This window comes from Glaciihabitans sp. INWT7, from assembly GCF_014217685.1.
Classification (GTDB): domain Bacteria; phylum Actinomycetota; class Actinomycetes; order Actinomycetales; family Microbacteriaceae; genus Lacisediminihabitans.
This window is the reverse complement of sequence record NZ_CP043653.1, coordinates 2,616,491-2,631,885: the sequence shown is the minus strand read 5'-3', so window position 1 is coordinate 2,631,885 and position 15,395 is coordinate 2,616,491. Positions and strand designations below refer to the sequence as shown.

Genomic DNA, 15,395 nt, shown 5'->3' with positions numbered 1-15,395 from the left:
CCTCTCGTGCCCACCCCGGGTGCTTACCCGAGCACGAAGGAATCCGAACCATGACGGTCGGTTCTCGCATAGTTTTTATGCGCTTTGCAACGGCGCGGAGCCCGAAACTCCAGCTGTGGATCGATCACTTCGATCGTGTTGTCGGCCATGGTCCGCGCGTGGTCAACTCCGTCGCTTCAGGGCTCGATGAATGCATCGTGGTCTGGCACCTGGTCTCCGCGAACAACCGGATGCTCGCCCGTAGTGCCAACCTCTACGAGCGCTTCGAAGACGCCCAAAAGGATGCTCTCGCCGCCAGCGGATCGACGGCGTCGCGCGAAATCGTTCTCACCAGCCACCAGCGTCGGGGTGAATACGGCTGGTACTCCACTCTCGACGGCGAGGTAGAGATGATCTGCGCCCGCTGGTACGGCACCGAGCGTGATCGGCGAAACGCCATCGAGCTCGCGGAGCTCTCCCTGTTCAGCTCTCAGTTAGGGGCCGGTGCGCGCCCGATCGACCCCGAAGTTCACCGAGGACATCACGAACATGTCACCCAGTGACCCCGTGACCGACCTGAAGGACCGCCTCGCGGAGGTCGATGCCACGGAGGCACTCCCTCTGGTGCCCGCCGACAAGCCACGCACCCTCCGATCCGCCACTGACATTCCCGATCGGATTTTCCGGGTGGTGGCGAGCGGAAGCGGAACGATCGTGCTGATCGTCATGGGGCTCGTCGGTCTGTTCCTCGCTATTCGTGGTTATCAGGCTCTCTCCGTGGCCGGGCCGAAATTTCTCACGGAGCCGTCCTGGAATCCGAACTCCGGCACCTTCGGAATCGCCGCGGTGCTGAGCGGCACTTTCTTCATCGCGCTGACCGCGCTCGTGACCGCCGTCCCACTCGCGCTGGGAACCGCGCTCTATATCAGCGAATACGCACCGGGTCGGATTCGTGGCGTGCTGGTGAGCATCGTCGACCTCATGGCGGCGGTGCCTAGCGTCGTCTACGGACTGTGGGGAGTGTTCTTCCTCAGCCCGGCGATCCTGCCGCTCTCGCAGTGGATCAGCACCTACTTCGGTTGGATTCCGATCTTCGCCGTTTCGGGCTTCGACCCGAACGACCCGCTCTCGAGCCCGACGGTGTTCAGCGCATCGACCTTCATCGCGGGCATCGTGGTCGGCCTGATGGTCGCCCCTATCGCCAGCTCGATCATGCGGGAGGTCTTCACCCAGGCACCGATCGGGGAGCGCGAGGGGGCCCTCGCTCTCGGCTCCACCAGGTGGGGCATGATCCGCAGCGTGGTTCTGCCCTTCGGACGCGGTGGCATCATCGGCGGCACGATGCTCGGACTCGGACGGGCGCTCGGCGAGACCATCGCGGTCTATCTGATCATCTCGCCGGTGTTCGTCATCCAGCCCCACATTCTCGAGAAGGGGACCAACTCCATCGCCGCCCTCATCGCGCTTCGCTACAACGAGGCATCCGCCTTCGAGATCTCGGCGCTGATGGCAGCCGGTCTCACCCTCTTTCTGGTGACCCTCGTCGTGAATTTCGGCGCTTCGACGATCATCGCCCGCAGCCGATCAGGGAGCCAGAGCGACTGATGACGAACCTTCTCGAAGCATCCACCGATTCCCCCCTGGCCAGCGCCCGAACCTGGACCCATCCGGAGCCGACCAATGACTCCGCCTCGGGCAAGCGCGAGGTGCGGAGGTCTACGGGCACCATCCGAGTCGTCGATGTCATCCGCGCGGTGGGTTGCGCGGCAGCAGCCGTCGGGCTTACCGGGTGGTTGTTCGTCTTCGCGCTCCCGCTTCAGGGAGCCCTCGGCTTCGTCGTACTCGCGTACCTGATTTTCTTGGCGCTTTTCACAGTGCTGACGGCATTCGACGAAAACGGTCCTGCGGTTCGCGACCGCGTGATCAGTGTGATCGTGCAGTCACTCGCATTCCTCATGCTTCTGGCGCTCGCTGTGGTGGTGATCTACACCGTCAGCAGAGGCCTCGTGGCGCTGCCTCACCTCAACTTCTTCACCCAAGACATGAGCAACGCGGGCCCGCTCGACCCGGTCACCCGCGGAGGCGTGCTCCACGCTGTCGCCGGAACGCTGATCATGATCACGATCGCCCTGACAATCAGCATTCCGCTGGGGGTGACGACCGCGGTCTTTCTCAGCGAGTTCCCCGGGCGCTACTCACGGTTCGTTCGCACGGTCGTCGAGGCGATGACGGCACTGCCCTCGATCGTGGCCGGCCTTTTCATCTATGCGACGGTGATCGTCTTCCTCGGCTTCAATCGTTCGGGATTCGCGGCCTCTCTTGCCATCACAGTGATGATGCTCCCCATCATCATCAGGTCGGCGGATGTCGTGTTGCGTCTCGTTCCCGGCAACCTCAAAGAGGCATCTAGGGCGCTCGGTGCCTCCACCTGGCGCACCGTCTGGCATGTCACTCTGCCCACCGCGAGATCGGGCCTCACGACCGCGGTGATTCTCGGAACGGCCCGCGGCATCGGCGAGACCTCACCGGTTCTGCTGACCGCGGGCGCGACAACATACCTCAACCTCAACCCCCTCGTCGGTCCGATGACGTCGCTTCCCCTCACCGCATTCACCTTCGTCAAGTCCCCGGAGCCGAGCATGATCGCGCGCGGCTTCGGCACGGCAGCTGTGCTCATGGCGCTAGTCGTCATCCTGTTCGCGATTGCGCGACTCATAGGGGGGCGCGGCCCGGGCCAGCTGACCAGCCGCCAGCGTCGCACCCGTGCCCGCAAATCCCAGGAGGACAGCTATCGGTATCTCAGCCGTGACGCACGAGCCACGACTGCGATGCGGAAAACCAGCTCACCCCAGCTCCCGCCGGTACCCCCGTCCCGCTAGCTCGTCTCCCGAACTCTTCCCGAAGCCCTCCCGAACTCCCGAAGGACCCACAGTGAGCCCCCATACCTCCCGACGGCGTGTGCTGCGCGCCTTGCGCGTGACGACTGCTGTCACCGTCGCTTTCGCGATGCTGGCCATCCCGGTGGTCTCCGCCCCCGCGCCCGCCCAGGCCGTCGGCTCGACCTACTACCCGGTGTCCGGTGCCGGCTCAACCTGGTCGGCGAATGCCCTGCAGCAGTGGATCCGCAACGTGTTCGACAACTACCGCTGGAAGGTCACCTTCGACGACTCCGGGTCCTCGGCCGGCCGGCAGCTGTTCGGCCAAGGCACGGTCGACTTCGCCGTCTCCGAGATCCCCTACGCGCTGTCGGGCAGCGACAGCACCGACCCCCGTCCGTCCCGCCAGTTCGCGTACATGCCGATCGTCGCCGGAGGCACGTCGTTCATGTACAACCTCGTCATCGGGGGCAAGCGTGTCACCAACCTCCGGCTCTCCGGTGACAGCGTCGCGAAGATCTTCACCGGCGTGATCACCAAGTGGAACGACCCGGCAATCGCGGCCGACAACCCGAAGCTCGCCCTGCCGGGCACCCCGATCGTGCCGGTCGTGCGATCCGACGGCTCGGGCACCACCGCCCAGTTCACCTCGTGGATGCGGTCGCAGTACCCCTCGATCTGGAGCGCGTACTGCGCCAAAGCGGGTCGAAGCAACTGCGGCATCACGTCCAACTATCCGACGGTCGCCGGCTCGTCCTTCGTGGCGCAGTCGGGCTCCAACGGCGTCGCCGGCTACACGGCCCAGACCCAGTCGGCAGGAGCGATCACCTACGTCGAATACTCCTACGCGCTCAACTCCGGATTCCCGGTGGCGAAGATCCTCAACTCGGCCGGCTACTACACCGAGCCGACCGCCTCGAACGTCGCGGTCGCCCTTCTGTCCGCAGTGATCAACGAGGATCCGACCTCGCCGGACTACCTGACCTCCCAGCTCAAGGCGGTCTATACGAGCGCAGATCCGCGCACCTATCCGCTGTCGTCGTATTCGTACATGATCATCCCCACCGCCCTTCAGAACGGCTTCACCGAAGACAAAGGCCTGACCCTCGCCGACTTCGCGTCGTACTTCCTCTGCGAGGGCCAGCAGCAGGCCGAGGTGCTCGGCTACTCACCCCTCCCCATCAACCTTGCCCAGGCCGGCTTGAAGCAGGTGTTGAAGATCCCCGGGGGCAACCCGAAGAACAAGGACACCAGCGGATGCAACAACCCCACCTTCTCCGCGGATGGCACCAACAAGCTCGCCGCGACAGCACCGCAGCCCCAGGCCTGTGACAAGAAGGGCGCCGACCAGTGCCTCACGGGCACGGGCGGGAGCAAGGGTTCGACGGCAGCCAGCGCTGGCACGGGGGGTGCCTCTGGCGGCAAGGCCGGAGCGGCTGCGCCCACTGCGGGCGGTGCCGCTGGCGCCGCGGGCGCGTCGGGTGGTGGTGCTGCAACGGTGGATAAGAACGGCAGCGCGGTGATCGACCTCACCAGCTCTGCCTCGCGAATCGTCGCCGGTTCGCCCGTCGAGCTGCCAGGCCAGGCACTGGGGATGCCGGCGATACTCCTGATGAGCGGAGCGGGCCTCCTGCTCCTTCTCCTGATGCTGCTACCGCCACTCATCGGCCGACGACGGGCGGCGATGGCTGGCGCCCCACGAGGTCCGACGAAGGCCTCACGTCCGCGAAAGCAGGCGAAGCCAATTGTTCACCTTCCGGCCCGTTTTACGTCACGCGGCCGTGCCGATGCTTCACCTTCGGACTCATAACGTGAGCGCCATGTCGAGCCCCCGCCCCCGCGTGAGATTCTCGCGCGCCGGCGTGGTGCGCGCTGTCTCCCTCGCCATCGTGGCGCTCGCCGTAGCCGGACTCGTCTCGCTGGATTCGATCGGCCGCCAGAGTGCGGATGCCGCGGCAGCGACATCCTCGGCCCTGACCGCGAAATGGCTCGCCGACGATTCGAGTGCCGCGGCAGAGCAGCCGGCACGGGACGCGTCGAGCGGACACTACGGCGAGATGAAGAACCTCTCGATCTCGGTCTCCCAGACCTCGGGTCTCATCGACCAGGCGATCAGCGTCTCGGTCACGGGCTTCGCCACCGGGGTGGGCACGCGTGACTCCACCCGGGTCAACGGGTCCTCGGTCTTCGCTTCCAACGCCCAGAACTTCCTCCAGGCGATGCAGTGCTGGGGCGACCCGAAGGCCGACAACTTCCGGCAGACCTGCCAGTGGGGCGGCCGGTACACGCCGTCCGGCAACAACGGACTCGGCTCCTCCGCTTTCCCCGACACCACCCTGCGGGTCGGCACCATCGATATCGACCCGAACAACACCAACGCCGTCGATAACCCCTTCGTCACGGTGCAGGGCAAGTCCGTGGCAGGCAAACCGGTCGCGGGCGGCTACGCCATCCTCGACTACTTCAACCCGGCCACCTCCAATGAGGTGACCACAGCCCGTGTCGGCACCGACGGCACCGGGTCGTTCGACTTCGAACCCCAGACAGCAGACACCGCGCCCCAGTTGGGCTGCGGAACGGACGGCCACCTGCGGTGCTGGCTGGTCGTGGTACCGCGCGGCACCGTCTTCGGCGGCGACAACAAGTGCAGCCAGTTCCCGGATCCCGCGGGCGACGGAAGCACGACCTATACGAAGTGGCAGAAGAACGCTCTCCAGGCCGGCAGCCCCGTCAATCCGAACTGCGACTACTGGGACAACCGGGTCGTCGTCCCGCTGGACTTCGCACCTGTCGGATCGCGCTGCGCCGTGGGAAGTGCGGAGCAGCGGGTGATCGGCTCGCAGCTGATGGTGGGGGTGATGAGCTCCTGGCAGCCGGATCTCTGCTCCAAGCAGAAGACCACCTACAGCTTCTCGACCAATCCCGACTCGATCGCACGCCACCAGTTGCTCGAGGGACAGGCCGCTGTGGCTTACTCGAGCCAGCCATTGAGTCCCGGCGAGCAGACCACCAACGAGGCTCGCCAGACTCTCGCCACCACGAAGCTCAGCTATGCCCCGGTGGCGGTCTCGGGGGTGGCGATCGCCTTCCTCGCCGAGTTCGACGAAGGTCGACAGACTCAGCTCAACCTCTCGCCCCGCCTTGTGGCGAAACTCCTGACCCAGTCCTATGGCTTTCAGGTGCCGGTCTCCACGAGCGACGACCCCTCCAAGCCGGTCGCGCACTTGACCGTGCCGAAGAACACCAGCCGGCCCTACCGCCTGCTCAGCGACGACCCAGAATTCCAGAAGCTCAACCCCGACACCGCTCGCTTCTTCCAGCAGAACCCGAGCATCGTGCTTCCCGGACCGTCGGGATCGGATGCGGTGCGCCAGGTTTGGAAATGGCTCGAGGCCGATAAAGATGCCGCAGCGTTCCTAGCGGGTACTCCGGACGAATGGGGCATGGGCATCAACCCCTACTACCTCCCATTCGGCGATGCTCGGGCCCTGGTGCCGAGCTTCGATGCGAAGGGCGACTACGTACTCGCCGGCGATGCGCGCGCCCTCTCTCCGGTTGGGCTGAAGAACATCGACGATTCGCCGCTCTCACTTTCGACCGTGCCGCTTGACACCTTCATCAAGGCCGACCTCACGAAGTCGCCGCTCGTCCTCGTCAACGGGCAGGTGCGGCCGTTCGACTCGATCCAGTTCGCCCCCTACGTCGACAACCTGCTCAGTGCGGCACGGACGGCGTTCCGCGCGGATCCGAACTCCAAAACCATCTGGGATCCGACCAAGTTCAACCCGGCCGGTGAGAAGGGCGACTGGGTCTCTAGCGGAGCCCAGGTGCCGGGTCAGAAGTTCATGATCGCGATCACGGACACTCCGTCTGCGGCGCGGTATGGACTGAACATTGCCTCGATCCGGGCCGCGAACAGCACGACGCTGACCGACCCGACCAAGGAGGGGCTCGCCGCCGCGCTCGCGGCGCTCCGCCCGACAAGCGACGAACGGGTCACCCAGGTGGACCCGGCCGCGGTGACCGCCCCCGGCTATCCGCTCACCGTCGTCACCTACGCCGACGTGAACCTCACGCTCAGCACGGCCGCGAACCGCAAGTCGATCTCGAGCCTGATCGCACAGATCACCACGACGGGGCAGGTGCCCGGTACCGAGCCGGGCGAGCTGCCCGCGGGCTACCTGCCGATCACCAGCGCGATGGCCGCCCAGGCCGCCCAGAGCGTCACGGCGATTCGAGCCTTCATCCCGGCGAACGCGGTCGACTCGACCTCCGACAGCTCCACCCCGGAGACCGGCGACTACGCGGGAGGAAACATCTCAAGCTTCGACGAAAGCGGGGCCATCGCCGGGGGAGCGGCCGGAGCCGATCCCTCGCTGACGGCCCCTGCGGTCCGTGACGACGGGAATGCACGCACGGCATCCGCGTCCGACAACGTGATCGCGCGTTCGGGCCTCGCTCTTTCACTCGGCATGGGAGCCGCGGGCGTGCTCTTCGCGCCGATGCTCTTCAAGAGGAGAGGGTTCCTCTAGCCACCCACAGCTTCTTTCGGTCCGCTTTGCCCCGGAACGAAAGGATGCCCCTCACCGAACCGCAAAGCCAGTGAGGGGCACGTCCAAATCGGACGGAACTACCCGGGCACCATATCAAAAAAGATTGGTATCTCAATGTTGAAGAAGAACAAGCTGCGCCTCGGCGTGGTTGCCACGCTCGCGCTCGCGGGCCTGGCATTCGGTACGGTCGCGGCCTCGGCCGACCCGAACCCGGCCGGGTTCAAGGCGCTGAACGGTGTCGGTTCCGATACCATCCAGGACGTCATGAACGGTCTGTCGACGGTCATCCCGAGCATCGGATCGTATGACGCTCAGGGCACCGCGACCATCCAGACCACCGCGGGCGGTAACGCCTTCAAGCGTCCGGATGGCTCGGGCGCCGGCCAGCAGGCGCTCAGTGCCTCGGCCGACACCACCGGTGGCCACCTCTGGAACGGCGTCAACATCGTCGGCCAGGTCGACTTCGCCCGCAGCTCCAGCGGGCCGGACAGCGCCCTCCCGGGCACCGACCTCACCTTCATCCCGTTCGCCAAGGACGCGGTGACCTTCGCCGTGAACTCGGCGAGCGACTTCCCCCGCGACATCGCGGTCGGCTCCGCTGCGCAGGATTCGGCGGCCATCAAGCCGTTCACTCTCCGCAACATCTACCGCTGCGCCGTGACCTCCTACCTGGACGGCAACGGCGACCCGGTGACCATCACGCCGCTGCTTCCGCAGGCCGGATCCGGTACGCGCAAGTTCTTCCTGTCGACCATCGGTCTCACCGAGACCCAGGTCGCCGGCTGCGCCACCGACACCGTCGGAGGGGTGAGCGTCCAGGAGCACGATGGCAACCTCATCCGTGGCGCCGGTGCGATCGTGCCATTCTCGGTCGCCCAGTACCTCTCGCAGAGCAACTACAAGACGCTGCCGACGACCGTCGACGAGCGTCGCGGCGTGATCGACCTCGGTCGCATCTCGAGCGTCAAGCCCATCGTTCTGTCGAACGGCGTGAACGTGCTGAACACCAGCTTCCCGGTCACGCGGTCTGTCTACAACGTGGTTCAGACCTCGCGCCTGGCCGAGCCGGCCATCGCGGCCGCGTTCGTCGGTTCGACCTCTGCGGTGTGTGCCAACCCGACCATCATCCGTAACTACGGATTCGCCCCCCTCACCGGCGCGGCCTGTGGCACCACCACGGCCAAGCAGGGCTTCAAGTACTAATTCCGATTCCCACACGAACCCCCCAAAGGAAAAAGTCGAATCATGAATAAATCCCTCAAGAAGATCGCGTCCCTCGCGGTCGTCGGCGCCCTTGTGACGGGTGGCCTCGCGTTCTCCGCGCAGGCCGCCTCGGCCGACCAGCTGACCAATGGCACCATCACCATCACCCCCACCACCGGAAACTCGGCCGATGTGGACTTCCTCAACAGCATCGACGTCTCGACGGGTTGCCCGGTGGGCTACCGCGACACGAGCGACACGCAGATCTTCCAGGGCACCACCCGCCTCGGATCTGTTTCGCTCACCCGCAACTCGGCGAGCCCATACGGCGACTGGGGCTTCACGGGCAACGCGATCCACGGCGACCGCCTGATCGCGCCGACCAACGGCTACCTCTCCAACCGTTCGCTCAATGCCACCACGCAGGGAACGATCGTCAACGGTGTCGGCACAACGGATGCGAATTTCGAACTGCGCGTCTACTGCTACGCGGACAACTTCAACCGCAACTACACGACGGACAAGTATTTCTCCCTCGCCATGTCGATCAACGCCAACGGTGACTGGAAGGTCGGCTCCTCTGTCGTCGTTCCCGTCCCCGCGCAAGCCACCACGGTCTCGCTGACCGGTGCGCTCGCCGGTGCCAACACGGCGGCCCTCACGGCCACCGTGAAGGACTCGACGAACGCCACCGCCACCGCCGCTCCTGGAGCCGTCCAGTTCCTCGAGGGCACGACGGTGCTCGGTACGGCTCCGGTCGCTGCCGGAGTCGCATCGTTCACCTCTGGCGCGCTGTCCGTCGGCTCCCACGCGATCACGGCCAAGTACCTCAGCAGCGACACCGTCGGATGGGCCAACTCGGCTCTCTCCGGTGTTGCAACTGTCGTCGTGCCGCCGGTCGCCGCCGCACCAGGCCAGACCGTCATCGACGTGACCGTTCCGACCGGAACCGGAGTGCTCTCGTACGCGGGCCTCCAGAGCACCATCTCGCTCGGACAGGCGGTCCTCACCGGCGGACTGTTCAAGGCCTCGGGTGACCTCGGCCCGATCACCATCACGGACACCCGCCAGCTCGGATCCTCGAGCTGGAGCCTCACCGGAGTCGCCACCGACTTCACCTCCGGCACGAAGGTCATCGATGGCAAGTACCTGGGTTGGAAGCCGGCTCTCGTCGGCACCTCCAATGCGGGAGTCGCCGGCGCCGAGGTGCTGCCAGCTCCCGGTTCGGCCAACGGGCTGAAGACCGCGAGTGCCCTCTCCACTGGCTCGGTCGTCGACGGCATCACCAGCACCGTCGTCGGAGCCAAGCTCAACCTCGCCGCGCCGGGCAACACGCCCGGTGGGCTCTACACGGCAACCCTCACGCTGACGCTCCTCTAAGTCAGCACATCTCCACCGGAGGGGGCCGGGTCCACAACCGATGGCCCCAGCCCCCTCCACCCCTTCCACCCTCCCTCGATTGGTGATCATGCGTTCCTCCGCCCCGCTCTCCGTCTTCGCCGCACTCCTGCTGGCGCTTGCGCCGTTCGCGGCCGTACCAGCCCTCGCCGCGTCTCCGGCGCCCGGCGCCTCGGCGGCAGCCGCCGACCCGATCACCTGGAGCGTAAAGCCGTCCGATGACTCGAAGGGCGCGCGCGCCGCGTTCGGCTACGCAACCGACCCGGGGACGCAAGTGAACGACACCGTGGTCGTGATCAACTCCGGGAAAGTGTCCGCCGACTTCGCCGTCTACGCGGCGGATGCGATCAACGACCGCGAGACCGGTGACCTCAGTCTCGTGGCACGGGCTACGAAGTCCTCCGACCTCGGTGCCTGGATCACCCTGGATGTCGCCACCCTGCACCTCGAACCGGGTACCCAGGCCACCATCCCGTTCACCATGCTCGTGCCGTCCGACGCCAGCCCCGGGGACCATTCGGCAGGGATCGTCGCCTCGAGCACCACCACCGGCACCAGCAAGGGCCAGACCGTTCTTGTCGACCAGCGCGTCGGCGCGCGGATCAACCTCCGGGTCTCGGGAGCGGTCTCGCCACGGGTGACCGCGACAGGATTCGTCACCTCGTTCACCCCCTCCCTCAATCCCTTCGCCCCCGGTACGGTCGACGTCGACTACTCGGTCGCGAATCGCGGAAACATCCGTCTCGACATCGGTCAGAAGCTGAATGTCGTCGGACCCTTCGGAATCCCCCTCGGTGAGGTGTCGCCGCCCACCGTGCATAACCTGCTCCCCGGGCAGTCGGCGCACATCGTCAGCCGGATGTCGGGAGTAGGGGCGCTGCTCCTCGCTTGGTCGACGGTGACGCTCAGCCCGGGCCCGGCGGGCATCGTGCCCGCGAAGACGACGAGCCCCTCCACGACAGCGACGGATGAGACGATCGACCCGAACGCCGACGTGAAGTTCACCACGGTCTCGGCCACCACGCTCTCCGTCGCCGTGACCTGGACCCTGCTCGCCATCGTGGTACTCCTTGGGGTGCTCGTCTTCCTCGCTGCTCGGTACGTGCGCACCACCCGCGCCCAGTTCTACGCCGCCGTCGACCAGGCCGCCGCCGAAGCCCGGGAGAGCGCGGCGCAGGCTGCCGAACTCACCGAGACGGTGCCGACCCGATGAGAGCTGCTGCGCTCGCAACCGTGCTGGCGGCGGTCGTGGTCTTCGGTTGCCTTGCCGCAGGGGGAGCGGCCGTTGCGGCTTGCTCGACGCCGACGCCGAACCCGAGCCAGACCTCGTCCGGTATCGAGTTGCAGATCGGGGATCCGACCCCGACTCCCACCGATACCTGCGCGCCGAGCGCGGCACCCTCCTTCTCGAGCGGGTCGGGATCCGGGCTCGTGAGCACGTCCGGCGGAGGCCGGCCGAGCCGAGGCACCGCGCCCGCTGCAGCGATCACCCCTCAGACGGCAGCCGCCGGTGCCGCCGGTGCGCCCGTGCCGGGGGCCCAGCCGGTGCCCAAGGCGGATCCGCTCACCCTGACTCCGGCGCGGGTCAGAGCGGGAGACAAAGTGCAGGCCACCGGCAAGGGATACATGCCGGGGGAACAGGTGCAGTTCGTGCTGTATCCCACCCCGGTGATCATCGGCAGCTACACGGCCGACGCGAACGGCGTGATCAGCACGACCTTCTCGGTGCCTGTCGACACGAAGACCGGACCGCACACGATCGAGGCGACCGGCTGGGTCTCCCACCATGCGTCGAACGGCGTTCTTGTGGTCGTGACCGCGGTCGCGGCGATCGGGCCGATCTCGTCCACCTGGTGGCTCATTGGCATCGGAATACTGCTGTTGCTGCTCCTGATCGTTTCGCTGGTCGCCTTCCGATCCAGCATCGCTCGCCTCTTCGGCCAGGCAGGTCTCCCGGAGGTCGCATCATGACAGTGCTCGCTGCTCCGGCACCCGTCGCGCCACCCGGGTCCCCGCCGCCGAAGCTTCCGTTCTGGCTGCGGAAGCCTCCGAAGAAACCCCGCGCAAAGGCCCCGGCGCCGGGGCCGACCCAGATCCGCTGGTGGATCGGTGTCGTCTGGTTCGTCGTGGCCGGGTTGCTGCTCGGGTTCGTCGGTCACGTCACCGGTGTCGGAGTACTCCAACACCTGCGTTCCCAGCACCTTCTCTACGAAGAGCTGCGTACGAGCCTCGCCAAGGCGGAGACGCCCCTGGGGCAACTGGACTTCGATGAGAAGCTCGTGCCCTTCGGCACCCCGATCGGCACCATCACCATTCCGAGCATCGGTGTCTCGGAGGTGATCGTGCAGGGAACTCGCCCGAGTGACCTTACCAGTGGACCGGGGCACCGCCGTGACTCCGTCTTCCCCGGCCAGGCCGGCACCAGTGTGATCATGGGGCGTCAGACCACCTACGGCGGACCTTTCGGCACCCTCAGGGATCTCGCGCCCGGCGACAAGATCTCCGTGGTCACCGGGCAGGGAAAGCAAAAGTTCACAGTCTTCGGCATCCGAAGGGATGGCGACCCGCTTCCGGAGGCTCTCGCGCCGGAAAAGGGCCGCCTCGAGCTGGTGACGGCGGATGGGTTGCCACTCACTCCGTCCGGCGCGCTGCACATCGACGCCGCCCTCGATTCGAAGGTGCAGGATACGCCCTCTCCCGTCTTCACGAAGGAGGTGCTCGATCCCTCAGAACTGGCGCTCGCCGATGATTCGAGTTCCTGGTTCGCCACATTCTTCTGGATGCAATGGCTCATCGTGGGAGCGATCGCTCTGCGCTGGGCGCGCGCTCGCTGGGGAGTCTGGCAGACCTGGATCGTCGGCATCCCGCTGATGCTCGCCCTCGGAGCGGCCACCGCCGACTCTGCAATATCGACCCTTGCAAACCTACTGTGACCACCATGGAGAACCCGATGCCTGACAGCACGCTCACCCTCGACGCCCGACTCGACGCTGAATCCGCGCGGATGCGCGCGGATGCCGCCACGGCAGCGGGGGGCCGAGAACTGACCATGTTGGAGGCTCGATCGATCTCGGCGTGGTTCGGCGACCACAAAGTGCTGGATCGGGTGTCCCTCACCATGAAGGCAGGAAAGATCACCGCGCTGATCGGGCCGTCCGGTTGCGGCAAGTCGACCTTCCTTCGCATCCTCAACCGCATGCACGAGATGATCCCCTCTGCCTCGCTCGCGGGCGAGGTGCTGCTCGACGGCGAGGACATCTATGCAGCAAAGCGCCGTCTCACCGACGCACGTCGCGATATCGGAATGGTCTTCCAAAAGCCCAACCCGTTCCCCGCGATGTCGATCTATGACAACGTGGTGGCCGGACTCAAGCTCACCGGTATCCGGGCGGGGCGCGACTCCAAGGACGCACTCGTCGAACAGAGCCTCATCAAGGCCGGCCTCTGGAAAGAGGTGCGCGATCGTCTGCGTCAGCCCGGCGGCGGTCTCTCCGGCGGCCAGCAGCAACGGCTCTGCATCGCCCGGTCGCTCGCCGTGCGGCCGAAGGTGCTCCTGATGGACGAACCGTGCTCGGCACTCGACCCCACGTCCACCCGCGTGATCGAGGAGACCATGCTCGAGCTCGCGCACGAGGTCACGATCGTCATCGTCACCCACAACATGCAGCAGGCCCAGCGGGTGTCGGATAATTGCGCATTCTTCCTCGCGGCGCAGGGTACGCCCGGAGGCATCGTCGAGCACGGTGACACCGAAGTGATGTTCAGCAGCCCGACCGATTCGCGCACTTTCGACTACGTCAACGGCCGGTTCGGATAGCGGGAGTGTCGTCGTCGCGAGGTGCACTCGTGGTTTTGCAGTGCATTGCACTCCTGGCCCTCGTGGGCTGGGGTGCCGCTGTGTGGTCGTCCTCCGTGCACCAACGACCGGCGACGGAACGTTACGCTCGGGAGGATGTCGCGCCTGAGCCGACCGCGTCGCCAGAGCCCCCGGTCGCCACACCCGCCGTCCCGCCGGCACTCCCCATCAGCGCCCGCATCGACCCAACCTGGCTCGACACGGTATCGCTGCGGACCGGCATCCCGCGCACCGCTCTCGCCGCCTACGCGGGGGCGGCATCCGTGCTGGCCGAGCAATCGCCGGGCTGTCACCTCGGCTGGAACACGCTCGCGGCCATCGGCCACCTCGAGTCGGATGACGGGCGCGACGGCGGTGCGGTGCTGAGCGACGACGGCTACCCGAGCGTGCCGATCCTCGGGCCGGCGCTCGACGGAGGTGCGTTTGCGGGCATCCACGACTCCGACGGGGGAGCGTGGGACGGCGACACCGTCTGGGACCACGCCGTCGGTCCGTTCCAGTTCATCCCCGAGACGTGGCGCAGGTGGGGCGCCGACGGCAACGGGGACGGCAAGCAAGATCCCAACCAGATCGCGGATGCCGCTCTCGCCGCCGCGCACTACCTATGCCACGCCGGCGACCTGTCGACAGTCGACGGCTGGCGTCGGGCTGTGCTGTCGTACAACCACTCGGAGCGCTACGTCGACGACGTGGCGCGGGCGGCCAACTCCCTCTAGTCGAAGTCGAGGCTGAGCTTGCGCAGGAGCGCAGCAAGCCGTTCCTGGTCCCCGGCAGAGAGCCCGTCGAGAAGCTCATTCTCCGAGACGAGCAGCGTACTGATGGCAGTGTCAACACGCTGACGTCCATCGGCGGTCATGGTGACGAGGATGCCGCGACCGTCGTGCGGGTCGGTGCGGCGCTCCACGAGCGCCCGGGTCACGAGCCGGTCGATGCGGTTCGTCATCGTGCCACTCGAAACGAGGGTCTGTTGCAGCAACGCCTTGGGGCTCAACTGGTACGGGGAACCCGCTCGGCGAAGGGCCGAGAGCACGTCGAACTCCCATGATTCGAGACCGGATGCCGTGAAGGCGGTGCGGCGCGCCCGGTCGAGGTGGCGCGCCAGCCGGCCAACGCGGGAGAGTACCTGGAGGGGCGCGAAGTCGAGGTCGGGACGTTCGCGCACCCACGCGCCCACGATTCGGTCGACTTCGTCGTGTTCGGGCATCCGTCCATTATCGCGGTCGGGGCAATCGGCCGCGCGGCCCACCGGATCGAGCGCGACGGAGGGGGCCTCCGGCGCGAGTTCTCGCACCGGGGATACCGAAGCCACGACGGGAGCATGGGGCAGGCGAGGGCCAGCGACACGGAAGCGGGGGAGCATCTGGCAGAATTGTCGCGGTCGGCCGTTCAGCGGTGCGATCGGAATTCCGCCTTAGTGTAACGGCAGCACGACAGCCTTTGGAGCTGTTCGGTCCAGGTTCGAATCCTGGAGGCGGAGCGGTCTCGATACGCGCGAGAGCGCGCTGCTCGACCACCGCCAAGCGAGGGAGC

General features: G+C 66.5%; 13 protein-coding genes and 1 tRNA gene. 13 read left to right on the top strand and 1 reads right to left on the bottom strand.

Annotation, left to right across the window (positions count from 1 at the left end):
- Positions 1–50 precede the first annotated feature (50 nt).
- From F1C58_RS12690 to F1C58_RS12635, 12 genes are all read left to right on the top strand, one after another.
- Positions 51–542, top strand: coding sequence for a hypothetical protein (locus F1C58_RS12690; RefSeq protein WP_219731973.1), 492 nt, complete (start codon positions 51–53; stop codon positions 540–542).
- A complete protein-coding gene (gene pstC, locus F1C58_RS12685) occupies positions 529–1,584 on the top strand; it encodes a phosphate ABC transporter permease subunit PstC (RefSeq protein ID WP_185201445.1) in 1,056 nt (351 codons plus the stop codon). Before F1C58_RS12690 ends, pstC begins: the two co-directional genes overlap by 14 nt.
- A complete protein-coding gene (pstA, locus tag F1C58_RS12680; RefSeq protein ID WP_185201444.1) occupies positions 1,584–2,858 on the top strand; it encodes a phosphate ABC transporter permease PstA in 1,275 nt (424 codons plus the stop codon). The genes pstC and pstA overlap by 1 nt, the downstream gene beginning before the upstream one ends.
- Before the next feature lie 52 nt (positions 2,859–2,910).
- Positions 2,911–4,665, top strand: coding sequence for a phosphate ABC transporter substrate-binding protein PstS (gene pstS / locus F1C58_RS12675; protein ID WP_255461101.1), 1,755 nt, complete (start codon positions 2,911–2,913; stop codon positions 4,663–4,665).
- 10 nt (positions 4,666–4,675) lie between these two features.
- On the top strand, positions 4,676–7,387 hold the full coding sequence (locus F1C58_RS12670) for a hypothetical protein (RefSeq protein ID WP_185201443.1): 2,712 nt from the start codon (positions 4,676–4,678) through the stop codon (positions 7,385–7,387).
- A gap of 135 nt (positions 7,388–7,522) precedes the next feature.
- Positions 7,523–8,611 (top strand): substrate-binding domain-containing protein, encoded by a 1,089-nt coding sequence (locus F1C58_RS12665; protein WP_185201442.1) that lies wholly within the window; start codon positions 7,523–7,525, stop codon positions 8,609–8,611.
- Between the two features lie 42 nt (positions 8,612–8,653).
- A complete protein-coding gene (locus tag F1C58_RS12660) occupies positions 8,654–9,991 on the top strand; it encodes an Ig-like domain-containing protein (protein ID WP_185201441.1) in 1,338 nt (445 codons plus the stop codon).
- 88 nt (positions 9,992–10,079) lie between these two features.
- A complete protein-coding gene (locus F1C58_RS12655) occupies positions 10,080–11,222 on the top strand; it encodes a hypothetical protein (protein ID WP_185201440.1) in 1,143 nt (380 codons plus the stop codon).
- Positions 11,219–11,980, top strand: a complete 762-nt coding sequence (locus F1C58_RS12650; RefSeq protein ID WP_185201439.1) for a hypothetical protein — start codon at positions 11,219–11,221, stop codon at positions 11,978–11,980. The genes F1C58_RS12655 and F1C58_RS12650 overlap by 4 nt, the downstream gene beginning before the upstream one ends.
- A complete protein-coding gene (locus tag F1C58_RS12645; protein WP_185201438.1) occupies positions 11,977–12,942 on the top strand; it encodes a sortase in 966 nt (321 codons plus the stop codon). The genes F1C58_RS12650 and F1C58_RS12645 overlap by 4 nt, the downstream gene beginning before the upstream one ends.
- A 116-nt stretch (positions 12,943–13,058) precedes the next feature.
- Complete coding sequence (locus tag F1C58_RS12640; protein ID WP_219732078.1) at positions 13,059–13,826, top strand: phosphate ABC transporter ATP-binding protein; 768 nt, start codon at positions 13,059–13,061, stop codon at positions 13,824–13,826.
- Positions 13,827–13,855: 29 nt separating this feature from the next.
- Positions 13,856–14,581, top strand: a complete 726-nt coding sequence (locus F1C58_RS12635) for a lytic transglycosylase domain-containing protein (RefSeq protein ID WP_255461100.1) — start codon at positions 13,856–13,858, stop codon at positions 14,579–14,581.
- Here F1C58_RS12635 and F1C58_RS12630 read toward each other — a convergent pair.
- Positions 14,578–15,069: a MarR family winged helix-turn-helix transcriptional regulator gene (locus F1C58_RS12630; RefSeq protein ID WP_185204142.1), complete on the bottom strand. Its 492-nt coding sequence runs from the start codon at positions 15,067–15,069 to the stop codon at positions 14,578–14,580. The genes F1C58_RS12635 and F1C58_RS12630 overlap by 4 nt on opposite strands.
- A gap of 201 nt (positions 15,070–15,270) precedes the next feature.
- On the opposite strand from F1C58_RS12630, the gene F1C58_RS12625 reads away from it, so the two are divergent.
- A tRNA-Gln gene (locus tag F1C58_RS12625) sits at positions 15,271–15,342 on the top strand.
- Positions 15,343–15,395: the final 53 nt, after the last annotated feature.